The organism is Kitasatospora albolonga (assembly GCA_002082585.1).
GTDB lineage: Bacteria > Actinomycetota > Actinomycetes > Streptomycetales > Streptomycetaceae > Streptomyces > Streptomyces stephensoniae.
In genome coordinates this window covers 1,205,065-1,231,986 of record CP020563.1, presented here as the reverse complement: position 1 = coordinate 1,231,986, position 26,922 = coordinate 1,205,065, and the positions used below count along the sequence as shown (strand labels likewise).

The 26,922-nt window shown below is 71.6% G+C and carries 29 protein-coding genes; 17 read left to right on the top strand and 12 right to left on the bottom strand.

What is annotated here, in order from left to right:
• The first annotated feature begins 55 nt into the window (after nucleotides 1-55).
• Nucleotides 56-538, top strand: coding sequence for a hypothetical protein (locus tag B7C62_05265; GenBank protein ID ARF77001.1), 483 nt, complete (start codon nucleotides 56-58; stop codon nucleotides 536-538).
• On the opposite strand, the gene B7C62_05260 is transcribed toward B7C62_05265, so the two are convergent.
• From B7C62_05260 to B7C62_05245, 4 genes are read right to left on the bottom strand one after another with little or no spacing between them, the layout of a single operon-like run.
• Nucleotides 496-1,392 carry a hypothetical protein gene (locus B7C62_05260; protein ARF71727.1) on the bottom strand — a complete coding sequence of 299 codons (897 nt, stop codon included), beginning with the start codon at nucleotides 1,390-1,392 and terminating at the stop codon, nucleotides 496-498. The two genes, B7C62_05265 and B7C62_05260, sit on opposite strands and share 43 nt — an antisense overlap.
• The gene (locus B7C62_05255) at nucleotides 1,389-2,624 is read right to left on the bottom strand and encodes a hypothetical protein (GenBank protein ID ARF71726.1); all 1,236 of its coding nucleotides are present in this window, start codon (nucleotides 2,622-2,624) and stop codon (nucleotides 1,389-1,391) included. The genes B7C62_05260 and B7C62_05255 overlap by 4 nt, the downstream gene beginning before the upstream one ends.
• A complete protein-coding gene (locus B7C62_05250) occupies nucleotides 2,621-3,325 on the bottom strand; it encodes a hypothetical protein (protein ARF71725.1) in 705 nt (234 codons plus the stop codon). The genes B7C62_05255 and B7C62_05250 overlap by 4 nt, the downstream gene beginning before the upstream one ends.
• Complete coding sequence (locus tag B7C62_05245; GenBank protein ARF71724.1) at nucleotides 3,322-4,476, bottom strand: vegetative cell wall protein; 1,155 nt, start codon at nucleotides 4,474-4,476, stop codon at nucleotides 3,322-3,324. Before B7C62_05245 ends, B7C62_05250 begins: the two co-directional genes overlap by 4 nt.
• A 143-nt stretch (nucleotides 4,477-4,619) precedes the next feature.
• On the opposite strand from B7C62_05245, the gene B7C62_05240 reads away from it, so the two are divergent.
• Nucleotides 4,620-5,591 carry a transcriptional regulator gene (locus tag B7C62_05240; GenBank protein ID ARF77000.1) on the top strand — a complete coding sequence of 324 codons (972 nt, stop codon included), beginning with the start codon at nucleotides 4,620-4,622 and terminating at the stop codon, nucleotides 5,589-5,591.
• Nucleotides 5,592-5,596: 5 nt separating this feature from the next.
• Entirely contained in the window at nucleotides 5,597-6,157 is a 561-nt protein-coding gene (locus B7C62_05235; protein ID ARF76999.1) for a formylmethionine deformylase, read from the top strand.
• A 255-nt stretch (nucleotides 6,158-6,412) separates the two neighbouring features.
• Here the strand turns inward: B7C62_05235 and B7C62_05230 are convergent, their stop codons facing one another.
• Nucleotides 6,413-7,090: a TetR family transcriptional regulator gene (locus tag B7C62_05230; GenBank protein ARF71723.1), complete on the bottom strand. Its 678-nt coding sequence runs from the start codon at nucleotides 7,088-7,090 to the stop codon at nucleotides 6,413-6,415.
• 77 nt (nucleotides 7,091-7,167) lie between these two features.
• Between B7C62_05230 and B7C62_05225 the strand changes: the two genes are divergently transcribed.
• The 4 genes from B7C62_05225 to B7C62_05210 all read left to right on the top strand — a co-directional run bounded on the left by B7C62_05225 (nucleotide 7,168) and on the right by B7C62_05210 (nucleotide 10,583).
• Nucleotides 7,168-8,319, top strand: coding sequence for an acyl-CoA dehydrogenase (locus B7C62_05225; protein ID ARF76998.1), 1,152 nt, complete (start codon nucleotides 7,168-7,170; stop codon nucleotides 8,317-8,319).
• Between the two features lie 97 nt (nucleotides 8,320-8,416).
• Nucleotides 8,417-8,707, top strand: coding sequence for a hypothetical protein (locus B7C62_05220; GenBank protein ID ARF71722.1), 291 nt, complete (start codon nucleotides 8,417-8,419; stop codon nucleotides 8,705-8,707).
• An 87-nt stretch (nucleotides 8,708-8,794) separates the two neighbouring features.
• Nucleotides 8,795-9,424 (top strand): TetR family transcriptional regulator, encoded by a 630-nt coding sequence (locus tag B7C62_05215; GenBank protein ARF71721.1) that lies wholly within the window; start codon nucleotides 8,795-8,797, stop codon nucleotides 9,422-9,424.
• A 40-nt stretch (nucleotides 9,425-9,464) separates the two neighbouring features.
• Entirely contained in the window at nucleotides 9,465-10,583 is a 1,119-nt protein-coding gene (locus B7C62_05210) for a hypothetical protein (GenBank protein ARF71720.1), read from the top strand.
• On the opposite strand, the gene B7C62_05205 is transcribed toward B7C62_05210, so the two are convergent.
• The gene (locus B7C62_05205; protein ARF71719.1) at nucleotides 10,540-11,073 is read right to left on the bottom strand and encodes a MarR family transcriptional regulator; all 534 of its coding nucleotides are present in this window, start codon (nucleotides 11,071-11,073) and stop codon (nucleotides 10,540-10,542) included. The genes B7C62_05210 and B7C62_05205 overlap by 44 nt on opposite strands.
• A 376-nt stretch (nucleotides 11,074-11,449) precedes the next feature.
• Here B7C62_05205 and B7C62_05200 point away from each other — a divergent pair, with 376 nt between their 5' ends.
• Genes B7C62_05200 through B7C62_05180 form a run of 5 tightly spaced genes read left to right on the top strand, consistent with a single transcriptional unit; the run spans nucleotide 11,450 to nucleotide 16,290 of the window.
• A complete protein-coding gene (locus tag B7C62_05200; protein ID ARF71718.1) occupies nucleotides 11,450-12,697 on the top strand; it encodes an urea ABC transporter substrate-binding protein in 1,248 nt (415 codons plus the stop codon).
• Nucleotides 12,694-13,578: an urea ABC transporter permease subunit UrtB gene (locus tag B7C62_05195; protein ID ARF71717.1), complete on the top strand. Its 885-nt coding sequence runs from the start codon at nucleotides 12,694-12,696 to the stop codon at nucleotides 13,576-13,578. Before B7C62_05200 ends, B7C62_05195 begins: the two co-directional genes overlap by 4 nt.
• Nucleotides 13,575-14,762 carry an urea ABC transporter permease subunit UrtC gene (locus B7C62_05190; protein ARF71716.1) on the top strand — a complete coding sequence of 396 codons (1,188 nt, stop codon included), beginning with the start codon at nucleotides 13,575-13,577 and terminating at the stop codon, nucleotides 14,760-14,762. The genes B7C62_05195 and B7C62_05190 overlap by 4 nt, the downstream gene beginning before the upstream one ends.
• Nucleotides 14,759-15,586 carry an urea ABC transporter ATP-binding protein UrtD gene (locus B7C62_05185; protein ARF71715.1) on the top strand — a complete coding sequence of 276 codons (828 nt, stop codon included), beginning with the start codon at nucleotides 14,759-14,761 and terminating at the stop codon, nucleotides 15,584-15,586. The genes B7C62_05190 and B7C62_05185 overlap by 4 nt, the downstream gene beginning before the upstream one ends.
• 5 nt (nucleotides 15,587-15,591) lie before the next feature.
• Nucleotides 15,592-16,290, top strand: a complete 699-nt coding sequence (locus B7C62_05180; GenBank protein ID ARF76997.1) for an urea ABC transporter ATP-binding subunit UrtE — start codon at nucleotides 15,592-15,594, stop codon at nucleotides 16,288-16,290.
• 71 nt (nucleotides 16,291-16,361) lie between these two features.
• On the opposite strand, the gene B7C62_05175 is transcribed toward B7C62_05180, so the two are convergent.
• Nucleotides 16,362-16,823 (bottom strand): dehydratase, encoded by a 462-nt coding sequence (locus B7C62_05175; GenBank protein ARF76996.1) that lies wholly within the window; start codon nucleotides 16,821-16,823, stop codon nucleotides 16,362-16,364.
• A 183-nt stretch (nucleotides 16,824-17,006) separates the two neighbouring features.
• Between B7C62_05175 and B7C62_05170 the strand changes: the two genes are divergently transcribed.
• A complete protein-coding gene (locus B7C62_05170; protein ARF71714.1) occupies nucleotides 17,007-17,534 on the top strand; it encodes a redox-sensitive transcriptional activator SoxR in 528 nt (175 codons plus the stop codon).
• Here B7C62_05170 and B7C62_05165 read toward each other — a convergent pair.
• Both B7C62_05165 and B7C62_05160 read right to left on the bottom strand, forming a co-directional pair.
• Entirely contained in the window at nucleotides 17,531-18,256 is a 726-nt protein-coding gene (locus tag B7C62_05165; protein ID ARF76995.1) for a hypothetical protein, read from the bottom strand. The genes B7C62_05170 and B7C62_05165 overlap by 4 nt on opposite strands.
• Before the next feature lie 93 nt (nucleotides 18,257-18,349).
• Complete coding sequence (locus B7C62_05160; protein ARF71713.1) at nucleotides 18,350-18,970, bottom strand: hypothetical protein; 621 nt, start codon at nucleotides 18,968-18,970, stop codon at nucleotides 18,350-18,352.
• Between the two features lie 277 nt (nucleotides 18,971-19,247).
• Between B7C62_05160 and B7C62_05155 the strand changes: the two genes are divergently transcribed.
• Nucleotides 19,248-19,730 (top strand): GNAT family N-acetyltransferase, encoded by a 483-nt coding sequence (locus B7C62_05155; GenBank protein ARF71712.1) that lies wholly within the window; start codon nucleotides 19,248-19,250, stop codon nucleotides 19,728-19,730.
• A 123-nt stretch (nucleotides 19,731-19,853) separates the two neighbouring features.
• Here the strand turns inward: B7C62_05155 and B7C62_05150 are convergent, their stop codons facing one another.
• Entirely contained in the window at nucleotides 19,854-21,128 is a 1,275-nt protein-coding gene (locus B7C62_05150) for a hypothetical protein (protein ARF71711.1), read from the bottom strand.
• Between the two features lie 247 nt (nucleotides 21,129-21,375).
• On the opposite strand from B7C62_05150, the gene B7C62_05145 reads away from it, so the two are divergent.
• The 3 genes from B7C62_05145 to B7C62_05135 all read left to right on the top strand — a co-directional run bounded on the left by B7C62_05145 (nucleotide 21,376) and on the right by B7C62_05135 (nucleotide 24,562).
• Entirely contained in the window at nucleotides 21,376-22,176 is an 801-nt protein-coding gene (locus B7C62_05145; GenBank protein ARF76994.1) for a dehydrogenase, read from the top strand.
• A 166-nt stretch (nucleotides 22,177-22,342) separates the two neighbouring features.
• On the top strand, nucleotides 22,343-22,936 hold the full coding sequence (locus B7C62_05140; protein ID ARF71710.1) for a TetR family transcriptional regulator: 594 nt from the start codon (nucleotides 22,343-22,345) through the stop codon (nucleotides 22,934-22,936).
• Between the two features lie 291 nt (nucleotides 22,937-23,227).
• On the top strand, nucleotides 23,228-24,562 hold the full coding sequence (locus B7C62_05135; GenBank protein ID ARF71709.1) for a Leupeptin-inactivating enzyme 1: 1,335 nt from the start codon (nucleotides 23,228-23,230) through the stop codon (nucleotides 24,560-24,562).
• A 53-nt stretch (nucleotides 24,563-24,615) separates the two neighbouring features.
• On the opposite strand, the gene B7C62_05130 is transcribed toward B7C62_05135, so the two are convergent.
• Together B7C62_05130 and B7C62_05125 are read right to left on the bottom strand one after the other, a co-directional pair.
• Nucleotides 24,616-25,830, bottom strand: coding sequence for an acyl-CoA dehydrogenase (locus B7C62_05130; protein ID ARF71708.1), 1,215 nt, complete (start codon nucleotides 25,828-25,830; stop codon nucleotides 24,616-24,618).
• Between the two features lie 6 nt (nucleotides 25,831-25,836).
• Entirely contained in the window at nucleotides 25,837-26,859 is a 1,023-nt protein-coding gene (locus tag B7C62_05125; GenBank protein ARF71707.1) for an acyl-CoA dehydrogenase, read from the bottom strand.
• Between the last annotated feature and the right edge of the window lie 63 nt (nucleotides 26,860-26,922).

Here is a 26,922-nt window from a genome sequence, read left to right as displayed (position 1 = left end):
GGCCGAGGAGCGCTGGTGGTGTTGGAGGGAGTTGGCGGTGGCCGAGGACACTCCGGTGGTGTTCCTACTGGTGGGGCTCACCGGTTCGGGGAAGACCACTTATGCCCAGCGGCAGTTGGAGCCGGAGGGTGCTGTGCGGCTGTCGGTGGACGAGGTCGTCCATGAGCGGCACGGTCGGTACGGCGTCGACTACCCGGAGAACACCTACTTCGAGAAGGAGGCTCCGGTCGTCGCCGAGCTGCACGAGCGGCTCGCCGAGCTGGTCGCCGAGGGCCGGGACGTGGTGTGGGACCACGGGCTGTGGCCGCGTAAGGACCGCGACGCGATGAAGGAGCTGGTGGAGGCGGCCGGCGGCCGGTGGCGGCTTCTGTACTTCCCGGTGGAGCGAGAGGAGCTGCTGCGCAGGCTGGCGGAGCGCAATGAGCGAGAAGACGCCAACGCGCTGGTCGTGACCCCGGAGGCGCTGGACGACTTCTTTGCTCGCTTCGAGAAGCCTCAGGACGAGGGCGAGGAGATCGTGGAGCCGGGCTGGCTCTGAGCCGTGTGCGGGCGCCAGATGGCTGTGATCTTGGCGGCTTCGGCGGCCCAGCCGCTCGGCAGTCGATCAAGCGTGACGTGACGGAAGGCCAGACGCGGGTCGGCGACATCGATCCGGCCGTTGTGGCGGTCGATGTGTTGCAACAGGCGGGACGCCTCGCTGCGGACGGCCGGGGTCTGCTCGGCCCAATCACCGGACGTGAACCGGTCGACTCGTAGGCGGAGGTCGTCCAGGACGCCCGAGCGCCACTTGAAGTGGTGGACGCATGCGAGCTTGTCTGGGTCGGGCTTGTGGCCCGGTGCCCGATGGTTGCCTGATGCCACGGTTACGGAGGAGTGGGCAAGGACGATCTTGCGGGGATCGCCCTTCAGCAGCCGGTGGGTGAGGTGCCCGCCGAGCGGGAAGGACCGGTCCAGTCCGATTTCCGGCCGCCACAGTGCCAGGCGGCCGTCGTTCGTGGCGCGGTCGAGCATCAGCCCACCGATCACCTTGTGCTTGGCGGCCTCGGCCCAGGCGATCATCTCGTTGAGCAGGGCGGGGTAGGTCTGGAACTCGTCGGAGTCGGCGATCAGGTGCCAGCCGGGGCCCGCATGCTCGCGCAGGAAGTCGCGGAGCTGGGTGTTGGTGTGCTCGTGCCAGGGTCCGGTGCTGATCCGGGCAGGGACGATGCCGAGGTCGTGGCTAGCCGCGATGAGCTGGTGCCGCCAGGCGTTGTGGATGTGGTCGGGGAAGTGGAAGGCGAGGTGGAACCGCTCGACGCCGAGTCGGCGGTAGTGGGCGGTCCAGGCGGCCAGCAGGGCCGGTTCGACCGGGCCGACCACCGCGACCAAGGCGGGAGAGACGGGTGTCTTCATCGGGATTCCTTGGTCAGGCGGGCGTAGGTGTCGGTGAGGAAGGCGGCCTGGTCGGCCGCCGAGCTCATGTCCAGAGCCCCGCGCGCTGACGGGCCTGGGCGGGCGGGAACGTCTTCCGTGAGCTGGTCCAGCGCTTTGGCGAGGGCGTCCGGATCACCGGCGGCGAAGAGCCGGGTCCACGGTTCCCCGGCGAGGCGGGCGGTCAGCTCGGGGTCGTGCGTGGAAACGATCAGCGGTACGCCGAGGCGGACGGCGTCCATGACCAGCCCGGATTCCTTGCCCACGCCGGACTTCCGGGCGACGAGGGCCGCGTCGGCTGCGGCGTACACCAGCCGCAGGACCTGGTCGCCGACCGGGCCGGGCACGGTGTGCAGGTGGACGTTGGGGAGCTGGTGCCAGCGTGTGAGGACGGCGTCGTCCAATGGGGTGCCGCACACCAGGACGTGAAGCGGGGCGGTGAGGCGGGCGAGGGCCGAATCGACGGTAGGGATGTCCTTGTACGGCCACCAGCCGCCGACCACGCACACCGCCTTCGCGTCGGCGGGGATCGTGAAGGCGCTACGAGCTCCGTCGCGCTCAGCGTCGGTAAGCGGGCGTCCGTCATCAACTGCGAACGCCCTTACCTCGCCGGGAAGGTGAGGTAAGCCCGGTCCGACCTGGTCACGGACGGCGGCAGTCGGGTACAGGGCGATCACCCGCTTCTCGCCCTTGCGGGCGAGCCGGCCCAGCCACCGGACGGGACGGTCTTCGGTAGTGACCGCCTCGTGGACGAACCTCAGGTGCGGGGCGCCGCCGAGCAGGGCGGCGGCACCGTGCAGGGCCTCGCTCGCGCTGAGGATCACCATGGACGAGGCTCGCGGGGCGAGGCGGCGTGCGGTGCGAAGGCAGGCGGCCTCGGTCAGGCACCGGGCGAGAAGGGTGACCTGGTGCGGGGACCGGCGGACCGCCTGTGGCCAGCTTCGGGAGGCGAAGACCCGCTGACCGACGGCAGCGACGCGGCCTGCCGTCCGCGCGACGGCGAGAAGGGTCCTCGCTGCCGGTCCGGCCGGACCGGCAGCGACTCGGGCTCCCGATCGAACCAGCGGGGCCAGGTCCTCGCTCAGGCCGCCGGGGGCGATGACGAGGCTGCCCGGCCGTACGGCAGCGAGCGCCGCCAGCGTGCGCTGGTGGTGTCCGCCGCCCCGGTGCGCGTACGGCTCGATCAGCACCAGCGGCCCGGGGGCGGCGCTCATCCGGTCACCGCCTGCTCGCCGTACAGCGTGGTGAAGTGCTGGTACAGCCAGGGCGGGTCGTTGAGTGCCTCGAAGTGCTGCGGGTCGCGGGCGGCGGCCTGGGCGAAGGCGATTCCGTCGCGGGCTCCGGCCGCCGCGTAGGGGGCGAATTCGCCGTCGCGGCTGGCCGTCCAGGCGGCGACGCGTTCCTGGGCGGAAGCGTCGGTCATGCTGTACTCGCTGCCGCGCGCGAGCATCGCGCACTCGCGGAAGCCCGCCTTCCACGCGTGGAACGGACTCTGGTTGAACCGCGTGACTCCGGCGGTCTGGCGGCAGAACTCGACCCGGCCGGGCAGTGCGGCCAGCACGTCGACGGCCTGACCCATCTCCCTCAGCGCCGAGCGACGGATCAGCTTGAGGCCGCCGTAGCCGTAGGTCAGGCCGTTGACCGGGTTGACCGCCTGCCAGACCCGCATCGCCACACCGTCGGCCAGAGGCTGGACCGCTGCGGTGGGGAACTCGGGGTCGATGGCGAAGTCACCATCCGCGAGGAAGAACTGCTCGGTGTCTACCAGCTCGGCGGTGAGTCGGTAGGCGCGCCGCATCCCGCGCACTCCGTGCAGGCGCTTGACGCTGCCGCCCAGCACCCGGGCGAGGCGGGTGTGCAGGGAGCCGGCCAGCGGCTCGTCGTACGAGAGCTGCACTGCCTCGAAGCCGGTCACTTGATCGCCTCCAGATAACGGGCTGCCACCACGGCAGGCGTGAGGTCGGTGGTGGAGGCATGCGCGCGCTTGGCGTGCACCAGGTAGAACTCGGCGTCCGTGGCGAGGCGCTCGGCGATCTGGACGGCCTGCTCGTCGGTGTCGAACAGCAGCTCGTGGTCGATGTGCTCGACAAGCCAGCCGGTGCGCGGGCCGATCACCGGCAGGCCCATCGCCTGGCAGTCGATCACCGACATGGACCAGGGGCAGCCCGGACGGAAGGGGGCGATGCCGAAGTGGGTTCCGGCTAGCAGGTTGCGGTAGCGGATGCGGTCGCCACGGTCGGAGGCGATGATGACGCCGTCCGTGGTCGCCAGCTCCTCCAGGTGCCGTTCGGGGCTGGGGTCGAGGCGGATGCGCTCGGGGCTGCGGGTGCCGAACAGGTCCATCACCGTGAGCCGCACCGGGGTGTCGGCGACGAGGCGGCGGGCGAGCCGGGTGAAGCGGGCGGTGCCGTAGTGCTTGTACAGGCGGTGGTTGTAGATGCCGGTGGCCCTGCCTCCGGGCGGGGTGATGTCGGCCGGGTCGCGCACCAGCCGTACGTCCCTGGGGGCGGGGACGATGTGCAGTTTGTCGCCGAGGTCGATGCCGGTTCGGGCGGCGGCCGCGGTGGTCCAGGAGGCGGCGGTGGAGGAGTGGACCAGGATGCGGTCGCAGGCCGCGAGGCCGGCGGCGAAGGCCAGCAACACGCTGCGGCCCAGGCCCCGGTCGTTCATCGCGGGGTCCAGCTCCAGGACGCCGGTGTCGGTGAAGGCGAACGGCAGGTAGTGGCAGTAGCCGGCGATCAGCGCGTCCACCCCGGCTTCCAGGAGTGCGGCCCGGATCGCGGGGGCGGCTTCGATCTGGTTGGCCACCACCGCCTCGGGCCGCCGGTTGCGGATCAGGGTGACCAGGGCGTCCATGCCGGGGTCGAAGCGGGCCCGGTACTTGGTGGACGGCGAGGTGGTGGGCGCGAAGTGCACGCGGGTGTCGCCGACCGGGACCGGCGAGGCCACAGTCACCTCTGCCCCGGCGTCCGTCAGGGCCGGGGCGAGCATGTCGGCGAAGGTGTAACCGGAGTCGGCGGACAGCTGACTGGCGTTGGAGACGTTGAGCAGATACAGCACGCGCATCGCTGAGACCCTCCTCGTTGGGGCCCGGGGGTCGACCTGGGCCGGTAGAGGAAGGAAACTGGCGGACGGGACCGTGACAGAATGGTGAATCGAGATCACTCACGGTTCATTCATCTCATCCGATGGCCGGGGCGGGGGCTTTGATGGATGCGCGGGACGATGCCTTGACGGTTGAGCAAACCGCCGAGGCGTTTGCGGCGGAGGTCGCCTACTGGCGTGAGGTGCGGGGCCTGGCCAAGCGGGAGTTAGCCAGAAGGATGGGCTTCGACCCGTCCTACGTAAGCCACGTCGAGTCGGGCCGGCACAAGCCGACCGAGGACTTCGCCCGTCGTGCGGAGGAGGCACTGAACGCGGGCAAGGCCATCTGGAAGCGCTGGCTGGAGTACGAGACGGCCAGGGCTCCTGTGGCGCCGACGGCGGTCGCACCCGCCCCTCGCCGGTCCGAGCAGCCGTATGCGACCGGGTCGGCGATCGTAGTGGAGCACGATGCGGCCCGCCTCGACTACGACGGGCGCCTCTACCGGCTCACGATGCGTCGGTTGTTGCGGAACACCGGCAGTGAGCCCATCACCCGCTATCTGATCGGCATCAGCGTCGACCGTTACCCCGGCGAGCCGGAACAGTCCAACGCCCACTATCGCGAGCATCCTTTGACGTGGAACGAGCTCTCGCTGACTGCGACCTGTCGCGGGGAGGCGATGCGCTGGCAGGCCAAGCATGACCGCGACGCCTTCAAAGAGGTGTGGCTGCTGTTCGAGAACGAGCAGGGTCGCTTCCCTCTCTACCCGGGCGAGTCGGTGTGGATCGAGTACGCCTACTCGGTGGGTGAGGAGAAGTGGGGCCGCTGGTTCCAGCGCGCGGTCCGCCTGCCCACCGAGCACCTGGCGGTCGAACTCGCCTTCCCCGCCGAACTCGACCCCGCGGTGTGGGGCACCGAGACCTCCATGACCGCCGAGGCGGCACCGCTGCGAACGGCACCGGTCCAGCGCGAGGAGGGAGGGGTGCGCGTCTTCGCCTGGAGCACTTCCGCACCCGCGCTCCACGCCCGATACCGTTTGGAGTGGCGGTTCCGGGTCAGACCCGAACATGAAGCGGATGAAGGGGAGTTCAGGTGATCCAGATGCAACCCAGTGAACAGATGCGGGACCTCGGCGTCGTGCAGCGCGGGGCCCCCGTTCTTGCCGAGCGGGCGCGCGTCTTCGACCTGCCGACTGAGCGCGAGGCGGCCGAGCAGGCCATCGAGCGGCTGTTCTCCTCCATGGAGCGGATCGGGCAAGTCCACCCCTTCGCCAAGGGCATGGGCATCGCGGCGCCCCAGATCGGCATCGGCCGTGCCGCCGCCGTCGTCCAGCCCCACGCCGCCGGGGCTCCAGCGATCGTCCTGCTGAATCCCCGAATCACCGACCGTTCCAGCGAAGAAGACGAGCAGTACGAGGGCTGCCTGTCGTTCTTCGACGTTCGCGGCATGGTCCCTCGGCCACTGTGGATCACCGTGGAGACCACCACGCTGGAGGGCCGTCTGGTGACCACCACTTACGAACGAGGGCTCGCCCGACTGGTCCACCACGAGATCGACCACCTCGACGGTCTGCTCTACACCGCGCGCATGCGGACGGGCATCGTCCCCATCCCCGTCGAGGAGTACCGGCAGACCGGCCGGGCGTGGGCCTACGAGCAGTAGCGGCCGACGCGGCACCGTCTCACGAACGGCTACGGGGCTGTCCCACGGAGCCCCAGGGGCCCCAGCCTGCGCGAGGGCGAAATCCCGCTCGTCGTACTTGTCGAAGTGGCAGGCGACCTGTCCCGTGAACCGACTGTCTGCGACCTCGAGCCGAGGTCCGCTACCCGGCCAAGTGTGCTGCTCTCTCAGCGGACATCACCTTGTAGGCGCCCCTCCCTGCTTCCTCATAGCCCACCTCATGGGCCCCAGGGCGAGTCAAGGACGCTTCGGCGCCCGTCGAACCGATTCCTCGGGCGGCCCGTACTCCCCGTACTGCATCGCCAGCCCGTCCAGCAGCGCCCGCAGCCCCGTCTCGAACGCCCCCTCGTCCACCTCCCGCCGCCGCTCCGCCAGCAGGTGCGCCTGGCCGAGGTGCGGGTAGTCGGCGGGGTCGTACGCGCTCTCGTCGTCCACGAAGCCCCCGGCGAAGGAGCCCAGCGCCGAGCCGGTGATGAAGTACCGCATCAGCGCCCCGATCCGGGTCGCCTGGGCCGGTGGCCACCCCGCCCCCACCATTGCCCCGAACACCGCGTCGGCCACCCGCAGCCCCGCCGGGCGGCGGCCCGGGCCCCGGGCGAGGACCGGGACGATGTGGGGGTGCGCGGCGAGGGCGGCCCGGTAGGAGAGGGCCCAGTCGTGCAGGGCCTCCCGCCAGTCCCGGGGGTCGGACTCCTCGAACATCGACAGATCGACCTGTACGGAGACGGCGTCGGCGACCGCGTCGAGGATTTCGTCCTTGTTGCGGAAGTGGTTGTAGAGCGAGGGCCCGCTGACCCCCAGCTCCGCCGCCAGCCGACGTGTGGAGACGGCGTCCAGCCCCTCGGCGTCCACGAGCGCGCCCGCCGCCTCGACGATGCGGTCTCTGCTCAGGAGGGGCTTGCGCGGTCGGGCCATGCGGCTCATAGTAGGCGCTGCGAACCAGAAACTAGCAGTGCTAATTAAGTGCTGTACGAGAGATGGGGCGGCCCGCCATGAACCTGGAGCTCAGCGAAGAGCAGGAGGCCGTCCGGAAACTGGCCGAGGACTTCGTCGCCCGCGAGGTCGCCCCGCACGTCATCGCCTGGGACCGGGCCGAGAATGTCGACAGGTCGATCGTGAAGAAGCTCGGCGCGCTCGGCTTCCTCGGCCTCACCGTCCCCGAGGAGTACGGCGGCTCCGGCGGCGACCACCTCACGTACTGCCTGGTCACCGAGGAGCTCGGGCGCGGCGACTCCTCCGTGCGCGGCATCGTCTCCGTCTCGCTCGGCCTGGTCGCCAAGACGATCGCTTCCTGGGGGAGCGAGGAGCAGAAGCGGCAGTGGCTGCCCCGGCTCACCTCCGGCGAGGCGGTCGGCTGCTTCGGCCTCACCGAGCCCGGCACCGGCTCGGACGCCGGGAACCTCGCCACCCGGGCCGTGCGCGACGGCGGCAACTACGTCATCAACGGCACCAAGACCTTCATCACCAACGGCACCTGGGCCGATGTGGTTCTTCTTTTCGCGCGGACGAACGACGCCCCCGGCCACCGCGGCGTCTCCGCCTTCCTGGTCCCCGCCGACACCCCCGGCCTCACCCGCCGCGCCATCCACGGCAAGCTCGGCCTGCGCGGCCAGGCCACCGCCGAACTGGTCCTGGAGGAAGTCCGCGTCCCCGTCGATACCCTCCTCGGTCCTGAGGGCAAGGGCTTCACCGTCGCCATGTCGGCCCTCGCCAAGGGGCGGATGTCGGTCGCGGCGGGGTGCGTCGGCATCGCGCAGGCCGCCCTGGACGCCGCCGTACGGTACGCGGGGGAGCGCGAGCAGTTCGGCAAGGGCATCGCGGGCCACCAGCTCGTACAGGAACTGCTCAGTGACATCTCCGTGGATGTCGAGGCGGCCCGGCTGCTCACCTGGCGGGTCGCCGACCTGATCGACCGGGGCCAGGAGTTCGCCACCGCCGCCTCCCAGGCCAAGCTGTACGCCTCCGAGGCCGCCGTCCGCTGCGCCAACAACGCCCTCCAGGTCTTCGGCGGCTACGGCTACATCGACGAGTACCCGGTCGGCAAGCTCCTCCGCGACGCCCGCGTGATGACGCTCTACGAGGGCACCAGCCAGATCCAGAAGCTGATCATCGGCCGCGCGCTGACGGGCGTCTCCGCGTTCTGAGCGCGGCCGCACCGGTCCGGACTCGTACGGGTGTCTGAGTATGCGGCTGAGTACGGGCGCAGATGTGGCGCACGCCACGTCGGCGGATGCTGGGCCCATGAGTGACACGACAACGGTCAAGCAGCAGAGCACCGCCGCCTTCTACGGCCAGGCCGTCGCCTCCTTCCTGGTGGCGATGGGGGCGGTGGCCCTCGGTATCTTCTTCCTCGACGCCGACGCCTGGGTGCGCGGCTTCCTCGCCATCGGGGTGCTCTACCTCGTGACGTCCTGCTTCACCCTCGCCAAGGTGATCCGGGACCGGCAGGAGGCCGGGCAGATCGTCAGCCGGGTCGACCAGGCCCGGCTGGAGAAGATCCTCGCCGAGCACGACCCCTTTCAGAAGCTCTGAACCCGCACCGCCCGTGAGATGCCCCTAAGCGCTTGCTCAGGTTCGGGGTATGGTGTTCGTCCTGTTGACGGAGAGGGGCGCTGAGCGATGAGTACGGCGGAGGAGACGGGCGGCGACGACGCTCCCTGGGGCGAGGTCACGCCCGAGGCGGCCAGGCGGCTCCTCGTCGCCGCGGTCGACGCCTTCGCCGAACGCGGGTACCACGCGACCACCACCCGTGACATCGCCGGGCGCGCCGGAATGAGCCCGGCCGCGCTCTACATCCACTACAAGACGAAGGAAGAGCTGCTCCACCGGATCAGCAAGATCGGCCACGACCGGGCGCTGTACGTCCTGGAGACCGAGGCCGACCGGGACGGCACGGCCGCCGAGCGGCTCGCCGGAGCCGTACGGTCCTTCGTCCGCTGGCACGCCGAGCGCCACACCACCGCGCGCGTCGTCCAGTACGAGCTGGACGCCCTCGGCCCCGAGCACCGCACCGAGATCGTCGAGCTGCGCCGCAGGAGCGACGCGGTGGTGCGCCGGATCATCAGCGAGGGCGTACGGGCCGGGGAGTTCGACGTCCCCGACATCCCCGGCACCACCCTCGCCGTGCTCTCCCTCTGCATCGACGTGGCCCGCTGGTTCAACGCCCAGGGCAGCCGTACCCCCGACGAGGTCGGCGCCCTCTATGCCGACCTGGTCCTGCGCATGGTCGGAGCCCCGCACCGGCCGTAGGGGGTGTCGGCCCGGGTGGCCGACCGGCCATCATGGGGGCATGTCCCTGCCTCCGGCGCGCTTCCGTACCCCCGAGTGGTTCACGGCCGACGCGTCGGTGCTGACGGTGGCGCTGGTCTACCCGATGCAGGGACCGGCGGGGATCTTCGGGCCGGGGTGCGAGGCGTGCGCGCGGCTGGCCGTGGAGGAGGTCAACGCGGCGGGCGGGGTGCTGGGGCGGGAGCTGCGGCTCCTGGAGGTGGACGGCGGGGCGGAGCCGTCGAGGGTCGCGGCGGAGGTCGGGGCGCTGGTGGCGGCGGGGGCGGTGCAGGGCGTCACCGGCTGGCACATCAGCTCGGTGCGGCAGGCGCTGGCGCCGAGGGTCGCGCACCGGGTGCCGTACGTCTACACGGCGCTGTACGAGGGCGGTGAGCGGACCGAGGGCGTCTTCATGACCAGCGAGACACCGGCGGGGCAGCTGCTCCCGGCGATGCGGATGCTCGCCCGGATGCGGGACGTACGCCGCTGGTTCGTCGTCGGGAACGACTACGTCTGGCCGCGCCGCACCGCCCGGGCGGCCCGGCGGTACGCGGGGGAGTCCCGGGGGCGGGTCTGCGGGGAGGCGTATCTCCCGCTGGGGACCGACGACTTCACCGATGTCCTCCGCCGTGTCGAGCGGTCGGACGCCGACGCCGTGCTGATGCTGCTCGTGGGCAGCGACGCGGTCCGGTTCAACCGGGCGTTCGCCGCGGCCGGGCTGGACGCCCGCTGTCTGCGGCTGAGCACGCTGATGGACGAGAGCATGCTCCTCGGCAGCGGCCCCGGGGCGACCGCCGGCCTCTACAGCACGGCCGGGTTCTTCGCCTCGCTCGCCGACGGGCACAGCATGGACTTCCACGGCCGGTACGCCGCCCGCTTCGGCGTGGACGCGCCGGTCCCCGGCAGCCTCGGCGAGTCCTGCTACGAAGGTGTGCTGCTGCTCGCGGCGCTCGTCGAACGCGCCCGCACCCTGGAGGTGTCCGCCATCGGTGCCGCCGCCGAGCACGTCCGGTACGAGGGGCCGCGCGGCCTGCTCGGCCTGGACGGGCGGCATGTGCGCCAGCGCATCTATCTGGCGGAGGCCGACGGTCTCGACTTCACCGTGCTCGCCCAACTGGATTCCCCGCAGGGGCTGTTGTGATCTCTTGGCGGCCGTTGCCGATTTCCTCGCCGCCACTGTCGACCCCTTCGCCGCCGTGTCCGTCCTTGCCCGCCAGTGCGCCGGACAACCGGCCCAGCAGTGGCATCAGTTGATCCTCCTCGCCCTCCGTGAGCCCCGGTGACGACGGGCCCCACTCCGCCCGTACCGCGCGGGAGAGCTGCCGACGCCGTCGCAGGCCCCGGGGGGTGAGCTGGGCGAGGACCCGGCGGCGGTCGGTGGGGTCGACCCGGCGGAACACCAGGTTCTGGTCCACGAGTTGATCGACGATCTTGGTCAGGGTCGGCGCGGGCAGGGCGGCGTCCTCCGCGAGGGCCGTCATGTTCCGCCCCTCCTCGCCGGAGAGCAGATCGAGGACCCGCCACGCCTCGACGGAGCAGCCGAACGCGTCGAGCGCGGACTGGACGCGGCGCGCCGCGAGGCGCTCGGCCCGGGTCAGCAGGTGGAGCAGTTCCTGGGGCCGCCTCGCCATCGCACTCCTCGGGTTCACATCCGCAAGGCCCCCGTGGCGGGGGCGCGACGGAGCCTACCGCCGATCACCGTACTCCCGGCAGGGCATTCCCGCATTCCCCGATTCTGATCCTTTCCGGTGGAAGCAATGAATTCCCGCACCGGAAATCCGTTTACCTCGCAGCCGGGTGACGCCGCATCACCTGATCCGGAAACGCGATCGCTTCCGCCGGAAACTGTTCTTCAACTGCGCCGCAATGCCCCGGAAACAGTTCCGCCCCAGGCTGTGGACCACTTCAGCGACCAGCCCGGAGGCCACCCCGGAACGGCTGGGACCCGTGCGGTCGAAAAGGCCGCACCGCCTCTCCCTCTCCCTTCCTCTCTCGGAGGTATGTGACATGTCCGGGCTCATCACCAGGCGCGGTCTCCTGACCGGCATCTCCGCTCTCGGCGTCGGCGCCGCGCTCACCGCCTGCGGCGCGAAGACCGGCGGCGACACCTCGAAGGCCGCCGGTGCCCAGGCCGACACCTCCGGCGACACCGTCAAGGTCGGCCTGCTGAACTCGCTCTCCGGCACGATGGCGATCAGCGAGGTCACCGTCCACAACGCGCTGCTGCTCGCGGTCAAGGAGATCAACGCGGCCGGCGGCGTCCTCGGCAAGAAGCTCCGTCCGGTCAGCCAGGACGGAGCCTCCGACTGGCCCACCTTCGCCGAGAAGGCGCAGGCGCTCATCACGGACTCCAAGGTCGTCGCGACCTTCGGCTGCTGGACCTCGGCCAGCCGCAAGGCGGTGAAGCCGGTCTTCGAGCGGAACAAGTCGCTGCTTTTCTACCCCGTGCAGTACGAGGGCCTGGAGCAGTCCCCGTACATCTTCTACTCGGGCGCCACCACCAACCAGCAGATCGTGCCCGCGCTCGACTACCTCAAGAAACAGGGCCTCACCCGGCTCTACCTGGTCGGCAGCGACTATGTCTTCCCGCGCACCGCCAACAGGATCATCAAGACGTACGCGAAGGCGAACGGCATGGAGGTGCTCGGCGAGGACTACGCCCCCCTGGGCTCCACGGAGTTCGCGACCATCGTCAACAAGGTCAAGGGCGCGGGGGCCGACGCGGTCTTCAACACCCTGAACGGCGACAGCAACGTGGCCTTCTTCAAGGAGTACAAGTCCGCGGGACTGACCGCGAAGAAGCTGCCGGTGCTCTCCGTCTCCATCGCAGAGGAGGAGGTCAAGAGCATCGGAACGCAGTACCTGGAAGGGCAGTTGACGGCCTGGAACTACTACCAGACCACTCCCGGCGCGGCGAACGAGAAGTTCGTCGCCGCGTACCGGGCGGCGTACGGCAAGGACAAGCCCACCAGCGACCCGATGGAGGCGGCGTACATCTCCGTCCACCTCTGGAAGGCGATGGTCGAGAAGGCGGGGTCGTTCGACGTCGAGAAGGTGAAGGCGGCCTCGGACGGGATCGAGTTCGACGCGCCGGAGGGGAAGGTCACGGTCGACGGCGCGACACAGCACGTCCACAAGACCGCCCGCATCGGCAGGATCACCGCGAGCGGTCTCATCGAGGAGGTCTGGAACTCGGGCGGGCCCATCAAGCCCGACCCGTACCTGAAGGGCTACGACTGGGCGGCGGACCTGTGACGGTCATCCTCAACCAGTCCTTCACCGGCGTCAGCATCGGCGCCGTCCTCCTCCTCATCGCCCTCGGCCTGACCCTCACCTTCGGTCAGATGGGCGTCATCAACATGGCGCACGGCGAGTTCATCATGGCCGGTGCCTACACCACGTACGTACTCCAGAAGCCGATCGGTGACGCCGGCCTCTCGCTCCTCGTCGCCCTGCCCACCGCGTTCCTCGTGGCCGGGGCGATGGGCGCCCTCCTGGAATGGCTGCTGATCCGGCGGCTGTACACCCGTCCGCTGGACACGCTCCTGGTCACCTGGGGCGTCTCGCTCATGCTCCAGCAGCTGGCGCGGGACGTCTTCGGCGCACCGAACGTCCAGACGACCGCGCCGGACCTGCTCACGGGAAGTGTCACGGTCGCGGGGGTGAACCTGGCGAACAGCAGGCTGTTCATCCTCGGGTTCGCGCTGCTGTGCGTGTGCGGCCTGGCGATGGTCCTGCGGGCCACCCCGCTGGGCCGCCGCATCAGGGCGGTCGTGCAGAACCGGGACCTCGCGGAGGTGTCCGGGATCGCGACGGGGCGGGTGGACCGGACCACGTTCTTCATCGGCTCGGGGCTGGCGGGCATGGCGGGGGTCGCGCTGACGCTGATCGGCCCGATCGGTCCGACGACCGGGACCAACTACATCGTGGACGCCTTCCTGGTCGTGGTCGTCGGCGGCATCGGACGGCTCAGGGGGGCGGTCATCACCGCGTTCGTGCTCGGCCTGCTCCAGTCGGTCCTGGAGTACTCGACGACCGTGAGCGTGGCGAAGGTCGTGGTCCTCGTGGGGATCGTCGCCTTCCTCCAGTGGCGGCCGCAGGGCCTGTACACCGTACGCACCAGGAGCCTGGTATGACGACGACGAGCACACCTCCGACAGCCACGGCAACAACCGGCCCGGCCGCCGAACCCCCGGCCGGACCGCCGGACGCACCCTTCCCGATCCGCTTCCTGCCCCGGCTGCCGACCCGCTTCCGTGTCCCCGCCGCGTTCCTGCTCGGCGCGGTGCTGCTGGTGGGCGTCGCCCCGCTGCTCCTGTCCGACTTCCGGCTCGGGCTGCTCGCCAAATACCTCTGCTACGGGATCGTCGCCGTCGGCGTCAGCCTCGCCTGGGGCCGGGGCGGGCTGCTGGTGCTCGGGCAGGGCGTCTTCTTCGGCCTCGGCGGCTACGCCATGGCCATGCACCTCAAGCTGGCCGACGCGGCGGCGACCGGACAGCCGCTGCCGGACTTCATGCAGCTGTACGGCACCGAGGGCGGACTGCCCTGGTGGTGGCAGCCGTTCGCGAACCCGGTCTTCGCCCTGGCCATGACCGTACTGCTGCCGATGGCCGTCGCCGCGCTGCTCGGCGTGCTGGTCTTCCGCCGCCGGGTGAAAGGCGCGTACTTCGCGATCCTCAGCCAGGCGCTGGCGGCGGCGCTGGCGATCTGGCTGGTAGGCCAGCAGGCCACCACGGGCGGCACCAACGGCCTGACCGACTTCCAGGGCTTCTTCGGCTACGACCTGAACGACCCGGTCAACCAGCGGATGGTGTACATCGTCATCGCGATCGCCCTGCTGCTCCTGATGGCCCTCGCCCGGCAGCTGTTCGTCAGCCGGTACGGCGAACTCCTCGTCGCGGTACGGGACTCCGAGGAGCGGGTGCGCTTCCTCGGCTACAACCCGGCCAACGTCAAGCTGGTGGCGTACGTGGCCGCGGCCGGTATGGCGGGGCTGGCCGGAGCGCTGTTCGTCCCCGCGGTGGGGATCATCTCCCCGGCGCTCATCGGGGTCGTGCCGTCCATCGGCTTCGTCATCGGCGCGGCCGTCGGCGGGCGGGCCTCACTGGTGGGCGCGGTGCTCGGGGCGATCGCGGTGGCCTGGGCGCAGAGCACGCTCTCGGACGCCTGGCCCGCCGGGTGGACGTACCTCCAGGGCTTGCTGTTCGTCGTCGCGGTCGGCTTCCTGCCCGGCGGGCTCGCCTCGCTGCGGACGGTGCTGCGCGGGCGGCGGACCCCGGACCCCGGGGCCGGTACGACGACGAAGGGAGCGGCCGCATGAGCGGCGAGGGACTGACCGTCCGCGATCTGCGGGTGACGTTCGACGGGGGTGTCAGCGCCGTCGACGGCGTCGATCTGGACATTCCCCCGGGTGACCTGCGCTTCCTGATCGGGCCGAACGGCGCGGGCAAGACCACCCTGGTGGACGCCGTCACCGGCCTGGTGCGGGCGAGCGGATCGATCCGGTTCGGCGGCGCGGAGATCATCGGCGAGCCCGTGCACCGCATCGCGCGCCGGGGTATCGGCCGCACCTTCCAGACGGCGACGGTCTTCGAGCAGCTGACCGTCGAGCAGAACCTCGACATCGCGGCGGGGGCCGGACGCGGCGCGCTGAACCTGCTCCGGCGCCGCAAGCACCTGCCCGACGCGGTGGGCAGGGCCCTGGAGACCACCGGCCTGACCGCGCTCCGCCACCGCCCGGCCGGGGTGCTGGCCCATGGCCAGAAGCAGAGCCTGGAGATCGGCATGCTGCTCGTCCAGGACGTGAAGCTGCTCCTGCTGGACGAGCCCGTCGCCGGGATGAGCCACGACGAGCGGGAGTCCACCGGCGCCTTGCTCCAGCGGATCAGCGAGGACCGCACCGTCGTCGTCATCGAGCACGACATGGACTTCATGCGCTCCTTCGCCCGCAGCGTCAGCGTCCTGCACGCGGGCAAGGTGCTCAGCGAGGGGACGGTCGCCCAGGTCCGGGCCGACGCCAAGGTCCAGGAGGTCTACCTCGGCCGGGCCGCGGAACCCGAGTCCGGCCGTGCCGCGGAATCCGATCCTCCGGCCGCCGCTCCCGTTGCCGCCCCATCCCCCGCCGCCGTCCGAGAAGAGGTGTGACCGCCGTGCTGGAGATCAACGACGTCCGCGCGGGCTACGACCGCACCACCGTCCTGCACGGTGTGACCGCGGCCGTGCCGCACGACGGCGTCGCCGCCGTCCTCGGCCACAACGGGGCCGGAAAGAGCACCCTCCTGCGCACCGCCATGGGCCTCATCAGGCCGTCGCACGGGACCGTCCTCCTCGACGGCGAGGACATCACCCGCCTGGCCCCGCACCAGCGCGTCGCCCGGGGCATGGCGTACGTCCCCCAGGGCCAGCAGTCCTTCCCCCACCTGACGACCGCCGAGAACCTCCGGCTCGTCGCCGACAGCTCCCCGCGCGGGGGCGGCCGGGACGCCATGGCCGAGGCCCTCGACCTCTTCCCCGTACTCCGTGAACTCTCCCACCGCCGCGCCGGACTCCTCTCCGGCGGCCAGCGTCAGCAGCTCGCCATCGCCCGCGCCCTCGTCACCCGCCCCCGGCTCCTCCTCCTCGACGAGCCGACCGAGGGCATCCAGCCCTCCGTCGTCGCCGAGATCGAGACGACGATCCTCTCCCTGGCCGCGCGCGGCGGCCTCTGTGTCCTCCTTGTCGAACAGCACGTGGGCTTCGCCATGCGGGCGGCGGAGCGCTACTACGTCCTGGAGGCGGGCCGGGTCACATTGTCGGGCGAGGGCGGCACGGGGGCGGAGCGGACGGTCCGGGAGGCGCTGAGCGTGTGAGCGCCACCTGCCCCTCCTGCCCCTCCTGCCCCTCCTCCCGGACCGTCCCGGTCCGGGCAGGAAGCGCGCGGTCAGAAGTAGTAGCGCGACACCGACTCGGCGACGCAGGCCGGCTTCTCGCTGCCCTCGCGCTCGACCGTGACGACGGCCGTGACCTGCACACCGCCCCCGGCCTCCGCCACGCTCCTCAGTACGGCGGTGGCCCGCAGCCGGGAGCCGACGGGAACGGTGGCGGGGAAACGGACCTTGTTGGTGCCGTAGTTGATGCCCATCTTCATGCCCTCGACGCGCATCACCTGCGGCACCAGCGCGGGCAGCAGCGAGAGCGTCAGATAGCCGTGCGCGATGGTCGTGCCGAACGGTCCGGCCGCCGCGCGCTCCGGGTCCACATGAATCCACTGGTGGTCGCCGGTCGCCTCGGCGAACAGGTCGATCCGCTTCTGGTCGACCTCCAGCCAGTCGCTGTACCCCAGCTGCTCGCCCACGCCGTCGCGCAGCTCCTGCGCGGACGTGAAGATCTTCGGCTCTGCCATGTTCCCGGTCCCTGCCTTCCGGTTCTCCGCACCTTCCGGCGCGATGTCCAAGCGCTTGCTCAGCATCGTTGCGCGGTGGCTTCCTGTCAACGAGCGGGAGAGCGCCCGGGGGAGCGGCCGGAAGAACGCGATCGGGAGAACGGCTGGGGAGGGGTCCGCCGGGGGAGCAGTAGCATCTGAGGAGTGCCCCAGATCCCACAGACACTCTGCGAACTCTCGGTCGGTCAGCTCTCGGCGCGCAGCGGCGCCGCCGTCTCCGCCCTGCACTTCTACGAGTCCAAGGGCCTGATCAGCAGCCGCCGCACCAGCGGCAACCAGCGCCGCTACGCGCGCGACACACTCCGCCGGGTCGCCTTCGTACGGGCGGCCCAGCGCGTCGGCATCCCGCTGGCCACGATCCGGGACGCACTCGCCGAACTGCCCGAGGAGCGCACGCCGAACCGGGAGGACTGGGCCCGTCTCTCCGAGGCATGGCGCCGGGAACTGGACGAGCGCATCACGCAGTTGCACCGGCTGCGCGACCATCTGACCGACTGCATCGGCTGCGGGTGCCTGTCGCTGGAGACCTGCGTGCTGTCCAACCCCGACGACATCTCCGGCGAACGGATCACCGGTTCGCGTCTGATGCCCGAGCGCAGGAAGAACCCGGCGGAGGCCCCGGCCCCGGGCGCGGCCCCGGCCCCGGCCCCGGCCCCGGAGGAGACTCCTTAGGCTGCCGCCGCCGCCTGCCGCAACCGCACCGCCGCCGCGACCAGTTCCGCGTTCGAGCGGGCGGGGCGGCCGTCCGGCAGCACCGTCACGTCCTCCGCGCCGATCCGCGTACCGAGGCCGAGCCGGAAGGCCAGGGCGGCCACCGGCCACGCCCCGCCCTCCTCCCCGTGCAGCAGCACCGGGCGGCCGTGGGCGGTGCCGATCTCGGCGAGGAGCAGCCGGGCGGAGCCGGTCGCCGTCGCCGGGTCCGTGTCGGTGACCCCGGCCAGCACCCGTGCCACCTCGGACGCCCGGGGGGAGCGCCGGAAGAGGCGGTGCCCCTCCGTGCCCGACCGGAGCACGGCCTCCACGCCCACGCCCCGCTCCAGCAGCGCGGCGGCCAGCTCCTCGGCGCCCGGCTCGTGCCAGTCGACCGAGGCGTGGTCGGGCAGCACCGTCCACGCCCGCACCCGCTCGACCCGGCGCACCGGATCGGGCTCAGCCCAGACGCCCGTCGTCACCCCGACCGGGACCCGCACCGCCGCCCGTATCGCCGTCAGCGTCGCGGCCACCACCCGGGGCGAGAGCGTGTCCTGCCCGCAGGGGGTCCGCGGATGCACATGGATGTCCGTGGCACCGGCGGCGACGGCCTCGGCCGCCGACCGGGCCAGCGCTTCGGGGGACAGGGGCACGGCCGCCGAGGCGTCCGCACCGCGCCGGCCGTTCAGGCAGACCTGGATCATGTCCCCGATGGTGACATCCGCCACTGACAACGGGCCCGGGAACGCCCGGGGGGCCACCGCGGCGGTCCCCGGTGGTGCATCCCGGGACCCGTCCTACGCGGCCGCCGCCGCGAGCCTCCGGTGCCGTACCAGCCGGGCCCGGGCCAGCGTGCGGTCCGTCAGCACCGGCTGCGGCACCGCGATCCCGCACCCCGTGCACACCGGCCCCGACCACGCCTCGTGCCCGCGCTCCCGTTCCTGCCGCCACTCGATCCCGGTGTCCGCGCAGACCGGGCAGGCGGAGCCGGGGCCGGAGCCGAGCGCGGAGATCAGCCGCCGCAGCACCTCGGCGAGCGGTTCGCTGGGGTGGACCTCCGGGTCCGCGCAGCGGGCCACCCCGTGGCCGCCCCACGTCCGGCGGTGCCAGTCGTCGAACGCGCCGGGCCGCCGCAGGCCCTCGTGCTTCTCGCGCCGCCGCCGCTCGGCGAACCCCGCCTCGTACGCGAGCCAGATGGCCCGCGCCTCCTCCAGCTCCTCCAGGGCGCTCAGCAGCCGCGCCGGATCGGGGGCCCGGTCCTCGGGATCGATCCCGTGCCGGGCGCACAGATGGTCCCAGGTCGCCCGGTGACCGTAGGGGGCGAATCTCTCCAGGCACTTGCGCAGCGAGTACCGCCGCAGGGCCAGATCGCCCCGCGGATCGCGAACCTGTCTCGCAAGACTCCGGAAACCGGCCATGTCTGCCACCTCCGTCGTTCGTCCTTCGGCGTCAAGGAGTGGACGTACGCCTGCCCGTTTCGGCTCCATCGAAAGATGGAAACCTTCCATTGGCCGAGACTCCCCATGTGGGAAGGGCGACACGGGCTGAAGCGGAACGGCGCGCGCATGGGTGGTGAGAGGGCGCGCGGCCGTGCGGGGCCCTCGGGGCACCCGTACCGGGGTGCCGTCCGTTCCCGCCGCGCTGACCAGGGGAAAAGAGTGGCGGAGCCTCGGGCGGGTGCGGTTGGCTGCCCTCATGACAGCAGTTTCTCCCCGCCTCGAAGAGGTCACCCCCGACACGGTGCTCGACGCCTGTCGGCTGGAAGTCGCGCCCGAACAGCGGAAGTTCGTCTCGCCGGTCGCGCAGTCGTTGGCCGAGGCATATGTGCACCCCGGTGTCGCCTGGCCCCGGCTGATCCATGACGGCGACCGCATCGTCGGCTTCGTGATGGCCTTTTTCGACGCCCGGTTCGACTACGACGCCGATGTGCCGGACGCCCCGCGCCGCTCCGGCCTCTGGCGGCTGGCCATAGCCGCCGGTGAGCAGGGCCGGGGGTACGGGCGCTTCGCGGTGGGCGCGGTGAACGAGGAGATCCGCCGCCGGGGCGGGACGGTCTCGACCGTGACCTGGCACCCCGGCGAGGGCGGTCCGGAGGAGTTCTACCTCCGGCTCGGCTACCGCAAGCGCGGCCTGACGAGCGACGGCGAGTACCTCGGCGATCTGGACCTCACGGGCTGAGACCGGCAGGCGGCGGCGCTCTCATGGCCTGGGACCTGCGGGCGGGGGCCTCACGGCCTGGGACCGGCGGGTGCGGGCCGCCCTCCCGCAGGAACGCCGCGCCCCGTCCCGGCCTCGCCCGCGCTACCCCTCGTACCGCAGATACCTCCGCCGCTTCGCCCGGAACGCTGTCAGGTCGCTCCGCCACGCGGCCACCACCGCGTCCGTGTCCGCCCCCGCGTCGATCATGGTGCGGACCCGGGTGTTCCCGGTGAGCTTGTCGATCCAGTGGTCCGGGCGCCAGGCGAAGCCGCTCCACGTCTGCTTCGCCGTCACCAGCAGGGCGATCCCCGTACGGACCGGGTCGAAGACCTCCCGGTCCTGGACGTGCACCTGCACCCCGCCCACCGTCTTCCCCTGGAACTTGGAGAACGTGGGCGCGAAGTACGCCTCCCGGAAGGCGACCCCCGGCAGCCGCAGCGCGTTCACGGCCGCCGCCCAGTGGCGGTCGATGCCCTCCGCGCCGAGCAGTTCGAAGGGGCGCGTGGTGCCCCGGCCCTCGGAGAGGTTGGTGCCCTCGAAGAGACAGGTGCCGGAGTAGACGAGGGCCGTCTCCGGCGTCGGCATGTTCGGGCTCGGCGGCACCCAGGGCAGCCCGGTGTCGTCGAAGAAGTCCGAGCGCCGCCACCCCGACATCGTCACCACCTCCAGCCGCACAGGATCGGCCCGCAGGAACTCCGCGTTGAAGAGGAGCGCCAGCTCCGCCACCGTCATCCCGTGCGCCTGGGCGATCTCCCGGCGGCCCACGAACGTGGCGAACGCCGGGTCCAGCACCGGCCCCAGCGCCGCCCGCCCGGTCACCGGGTTGGGCCGGTCCAGCACCACCAGGCGCTTGCCCGCGAGCGCCGCCGCCTCCATGCAGTCGTACAGCGTCCAGATGTACGTGTAGAAGCGCGCACCCGCGTCCTGGATGTCGAACAGCACCGTGTCCACGCCCGACGCGGTGAAGATGTCCGCGAGGTCCTGCCCGCTCTTGAGGTACGTGTCGTAGACCGGCAGCCCGGTCGCCGGGTCGTCGTACCGCCCCTCCGAACCGCCCGCCTGCGCGGTGCCCCGGAAGCCGTGCTCGGGGCCGAAGACGGCGGTCAGGTCCACGCGGGCGTCCGGGTGCATCACATCGACGATGTGCCGTACGTCGGCGGTCACGCCGGTCGGGTTGGTGACGACCCCGACCTTCTGCCCCCGCAGCAGCCGGTAGCCGTCGGCGGCCAGCCGGTCGAAGCCGGTACGGACCCGGGGGCGGCCCCGGCCCCGTACGGAAGCGGCCGATGCGGCGGCGGGAGCGCTGCCCGCCGCTGTCACCGCGAGCGCCCCCACGGCGCCTCCGGCGGCCAGCACACCACGTCGGGACAGATTCATTCCGCTACCTCCATGATCGTGCGCCGACTGTCATGGCCACGCACGCTAGCGCGGCCGGGAGCCGTACGGAACGACCCGGGCCGCCCCGATGTCCGCGCGCCGGACCGCCGCCCTCCGCCGGCTCCCGCGACCGCCGCGCCCGCCCTTCCGCGACGACATACCGACCGGTTAGTCTGCCGGTGCGAACGGAAGCGCGGACGCATGTACGGACGCACGGACCGGAAGGCGGAGGGACGGGATGGCGGCGATGGACACGGTGCGGGGCGCCGGTGTGGTGGTCACGGGAGCCGGAGGCGGTATCGGCGCCGCCCTGGCCCGCAGGTTCGCCGCCGGGGGAGCGCGGGTCGTCGTCAACGACCTGGACCCCGCGCGCATCGAGCCGCTCGCGCGGGAGATCGGCGGGATCGCCGTCGCCGGGGACGCCTCGGGCGTCGTGGCGGCCGCTCGCGACGCGCTGGGCGGCACGGTGGACGTCTACTGCGCCAACGCCGGACTCGCCTCGCCCGGCGACGCGTTCGCCGACGAGGAGGTCTGGGCCGCCGCCTGGGACGTCAATGTGATGGCCCATGTCCGTGCCGCCAGGGCCCTGCTGCCGCAGTGGCTGGAGCGGGGCGGCGGGCGCTTCGTCACCACCGCGTCCGCCGCCGGACTGCTGACGATGATCGGCGCGGCCCCGTACAGCGTGACCAAGCACGGGGCGGTCGCCTTCGCCGAATGGCTCTCGCTCACCTACCGCCACCGGGGCGTCAAGGTCCACGCGATCTGCCCGCAGGGCGTACGCACCGATATGCTCACCGCCGCCGGTTCGGCCGGTGAACTGGTCCTCGCCCCCGGCGCCGTCGAGCCGGATGCCGTCGCCGACGCGCTGTTCGACGCGATGGCGGCCGACCGTTTCCTGGTCCTGCCGCACCCCGAGGTCGCCGGGTACCACCAGGCCCGCGCCGCCGACCCCGACCGCTGGCTGGGCGGCATGAACCGCCTCCAGCAGAAGTGGGAGGAGACCACCGGAGCGGGAGCGGCGGCCCCGGGGGCGGCGACCGGCCCCTGAGCGACGGCCCCCGGGCGGCCCGGCGCGCGGCCGCTCACCGCCCGGTGAGGTCCTGACCGAGCCTCCGGAGGCGGCGAGTGGGAAGATCCTCAGGCGGGACCGCGTTCCCCCCGTCAGAACCTCGTCGAAACGGCGAACGCACGGTATGAAAGGCAGGTGGCGGCTCATGGCCAAGGCGACGGAGCAGAATGGCACGCCCGTCCCCCAACGGCTGCTGGCCGCCGCCACCCGGCTCTTCGCCGAGCACGGGTACGACCGCACCTCGGTCCAGGAGATCGTCGAGGCGGCGGGCGTCACCAAGGGAGCGCTCTACCACTACTTCGGCTCCAAGGAGGACCTGCTCCAGGAGGTCTACGCCCGGGTGCTGCGGCTCCAGCAGGAGCGGCTCGACGCCGTCGCGGACGCCGAGGCGCCGGTCGAGCAGCGGCTGCGCGACGCGGCGGCGGACGTGGTCGTCACGACCATCGACAACCTGGACGACGCCGCGATCTTCTTCCGCTCCATGCACCACCTGAGCCCGGAGAAGAACAAGCAGGTACGGGCGGAGCGCCGCCGCTACCACGAGCGGTTCCGGGCGCTGGTCGAGGAGGGGCAGCGCAGCGGGGTCTTCTCCACCGCCACCCCCGCCGACCTGGTGGTCGACTACCACTTCGGCTCGGTCCACCACCTCTCCACCTGGTACCGCCCGGACGGCCCGCTCACCCCCGAGCAGGTCGCCGCCCATCTCGCGGACCTGCTGCTGCGGGCCCTGCGCCCGTAGCGCGCCCGGCGCGGGGAGTGCCGGGGAGTACGTAACACCGCCCTGTTCGGGGGCGGTTGCACCCGTCCAAACACCGATATGTGTTCGTTAATGGAACTGACATGTCCGCTTTCCGCTCTTGACGGAACACTGTCACCTCATTGACCATCGGTCACGCATCGCACCGAGCCTCCTCGGTCGTGCGGTGCGCTTCACCAGCTCCAGGACCCGGCCGTACGTTCCACGCGTGCGACGCGGCCGGGTACCCCCCGCACGTTCCGTCAGTCCCCGAACGGAATCCGGAGCCCCACCATGAGACCGAACCGCCTCACCCTGCGCAGATCCCCGGCGGCCGTCGCCGCCGTCGCCCTCGCGGCTCTCCTGGCGACCGCCGCGCCCACCGCGCAGGCGGCCCCGACGACCGCGGCCCCCGCCGCCGTCGCGGCGCCCGACATCCCGCTGGCCAACGTCAAGGCCCACCTCACCCAGTTCTCGACGATCGCCGCCAACAACGGCGGCAACCGCGCCCACGGCCGCCCCGGCTACAAGGCGTCCGTCGACTACGTACGGGCCAAGCTGGACGCCGCCGGATACACCACGTCCCTCCAGCAGTTCACCACCAGCGGCGCCGTCGGCTACAACCTCATAGCCGAATGGCCCGGCGGCGACCCGAACAAGGTCCTGATCGCCGGGGCCCACCTGGACTCCGTCTCCTCCGGCGCCGGGATCAACGACAACGCCTCCGGCTCGGCCGCCGTCCTGGAGACCGCGCTCGCCGTCTCCCGCGCCGGGTACCAGCCCGACAAGCGCCTGCGGTTCGCCTGGTGGGGCGCGGAGGAGCTGGGCCTGATCGGCTCCAAGTACTACGTCAACAACCTCCCGGCCGCCGAGCGTTCGAAGATCACCGGCTACCTCAACTTCGACATGATCGGCTCGCCGAACGCCGGCTACTTCGTCTACGACGACGACCCGGTCATCGAGAAGACCTTCAAGGACTACTTCGTGGGCCTCAACGTGCCCACCGAGATCGAGACCGAGGGCGACGGCCGCTCCGACCACGCCCCGTTCAAGGCGGCGGGCGTCCCCGTCGGCGGCCTCTTCACCGGCGCCAGCCGCACCAAGACCGCGGCCCAGGCGCAGAAGTGGGGCGGAACGGCCGGCCAGGCGTTCGACCGCTGCTACCACACCTCCTGCGACACCACGGCGAACATCAACGACACCGCCCTGGACCGCAACAGCGATGCCGCCGCCCACGCGATCTGGACCCTCTCCGCGGGCTCCGGCGGCGAGCCGCCCACGGGCACCGTCTTCACCAACGACACGGACGTCGCCATCCCGGACGCCGGTGCGGCCGTCACCTCCGCGATCACCGTCTCCGGACGGACCGGCAACGCCCCCGCCGCACTCCAGGTCGGCGTGGACATCAAGCACACCTACCGCGGCGACCTGGTGATCGACCTGCTGGCCCCGGACGGCGCCGCCTTCCGGCTGAAGAACTCCAGCAGCGGCGACTCGGCGGACAACGTCATCACGACGTACACCGTCAACGCCTCCACCAAGGCGGCCAACGGCGTCTGGCGGCTCCGGGTGCAGGACGTCTACCGGTCCGACACCGGCTACATCGACAGCTGGAAGCTCACGTTCTGACCGCAGGACGATCCGGTGCGGCCCCCTCCGCCGGAGGGGGCCGCACCCCGTTCTCACCCGTACCGCTTGATCTCCCGCCGGGCCAGCGACCGCTGGTGCACCTCGTCCGGCCCGTCCGCCAGCCTCAGCGTCCGCGCCGAGGCCCACAGCTCCGCCAGCGGGAAGTCCTGGCTCACCCCGCCCGCCCCGTGCAGCTGCACCGCCGAGTCCAGGATGTCCACCACCGCGCGCGGGGTGGCGATCTTGATGGCCTGGATCTCCGTGTGCGCCCCCTTGTTGCCCACGGTGTCCATCAGCCAGGCCGTCTTCAGCACCAGCAGCCGCAGCTGCTCCACCGTCACCCGGGCGTCCGCGATCCAGTTCTGCACGACGCCCTGCGCGGCCAGCGGCTTGCCGAACGCCGTACGGTCCACCGCCCGGCGGCACATCAGCTCGATGGCCCGCTCCGCCATCCCGATCAGCCGCATGCAGTGGTGGATGCGCCCCGGCCCCAGCCGCGCCTGCGCGATGGCGAACCCGCCGCCCTCCTCCCCGACCAGGTTGGCCACCGGCACCCGCACGTCGTGGAAGACCACCTCCGCGTGGCCCCCGTGGGAGTGGTCCTCGTACCCGTACACCCGCATCGCCCGCCGCACCTCGACGCCCGGGGTGTCGCGCGGGACCAGGATCATCGACTGCTGTCGGCGGATATCGTCGCCGTCCGGGTCGGTCTTGCCCATCACGATGAAGACCGCGCAGTCCGGGTTCATCGCCCCGGAGATGTACCACTTGCGCCCGTTGATGACGTAGTCATCGCCGTCCCGGATCATCCGGGTCTCGATGTTCGTCGCGTCCGAGGACGCCACCTCCGGCTCCGTCATCGCGAAGGCGGAGCGGATCTCCCCGGCGAGCAGCGGCTCCAGCCACCGCTTCTTCTGCTCGTCCGTGCCGAACTGGAAGAGCACCTCCATGTTCCCGGTGTCCGGCGCCGCGCAGTTCGTCGCGGTCGGCGCGAGGTGCGGGGAGCGGCCGGTGATCTCCGCGAGCGGCGCGTACTGGAGGTTCGTCAGCCCGGCCCCGTACGCCGCGTCCGGCAGGAAGAGGTTCCACAGCCCCTGCCGCCGCGCCTCGGCCTTCAGCTCCCCGACGACCGCGGGCGTGTCCCACGGCGAGGCGAGCAGCGCCCGCTGCTCCTCCGCGACCGGCTCGGCCGGATACACGTGCTCGTCCATGAAGGCGAGCAGCCGGGAGCGCAGCTCCTCGGTTCGGGCGTCGAATGCGAAGTCCATGGGTGGTCAGCCTTCCTGGAGGGTGGTGAGGCCGTGCTCGATGAAGACCGGGACCAGTTCACCGATCCGGTCGAAGCCCGCGCCGACGGTCTGCCCGAGGGTGTAGCGGTAGTGGATGCCCTCCAGGATCACGGCGAGCTTGAACCAGGCGAACGCCGTGTACCAGGAGATGGCGGAGGTGTCCCGGCCCGATCCGGCGGCGTACCGCTCGATCAGTTCGGCGGGGGAGGGGTGCCCGGCGGCGCCGCTGGTGGTGGAGACGGGGGAGCGCGGCAGATCGAGGTCGGAGCTGTACATCACGAGCAGCCCGAGATCGGTCAGCGGATCGCCCAGCGTGGACATCTCCCAGTCCAGCACGGCGTTGATCTTCTCGTCCGGCCCGAGCAGCACGTTGTCCAGGCGGTAGTCGCCGTGGACGACGGTGGGCGCGGGCGATACGGGCAGCTCGCGGCCGAGGGAGGCGTGCAGCTCGTCGATGCCGGCCAGTTCCCGGTTGCGCGAGGCGTCCAGCTGCTTGCCCCAGCGCCGCAGCTGCCGGTCCAGGAACCCGTCGGGCCGCCCGAAGTCCCCGAGCCCCACCGCTTCCGGGTCCACCGCGTGCAGGTCGACCAGGGTGTCCACCAGGGCGAGGACGGCGGCCCGGGTGCGCTCGGGGCCCAGCGGGGCGAGCTGTTCGGCGGTGCGGTACGGGACGCCCTCGACGTGCTCCATGACGTAGAAGGGCGCACCGAGCACCGCGTCGTCCTCGCAGAGCAGCAACGGCTCAGGCACCGGCACGGCGGTGGGGTGCAGGGCGCTGATCACCCGGTGCTCGCGCTTCATGTCGTGCGCGGTGGCCAGCACATGGCCCAGCGGCGGCCGACGCACCACCCACCGGCCGGTCCCGTCGGTGACCGTGTACGTCAGGTTCGACCGGCCGCCCTCGATCAGCCGGGCCTCCAGCGGCCCGCGCACCAGCCCGGGACGCTCGCGGTCGAGGTGCCCGCGCAGCAGCTCGGGGTCGAGACCTGGTGGGGGGACGGGACTCATGGGGCGTACCTCCGGGCGATGGGGCGATGGGGCGACGAACGGGACCACGGTCGCCGACCATCA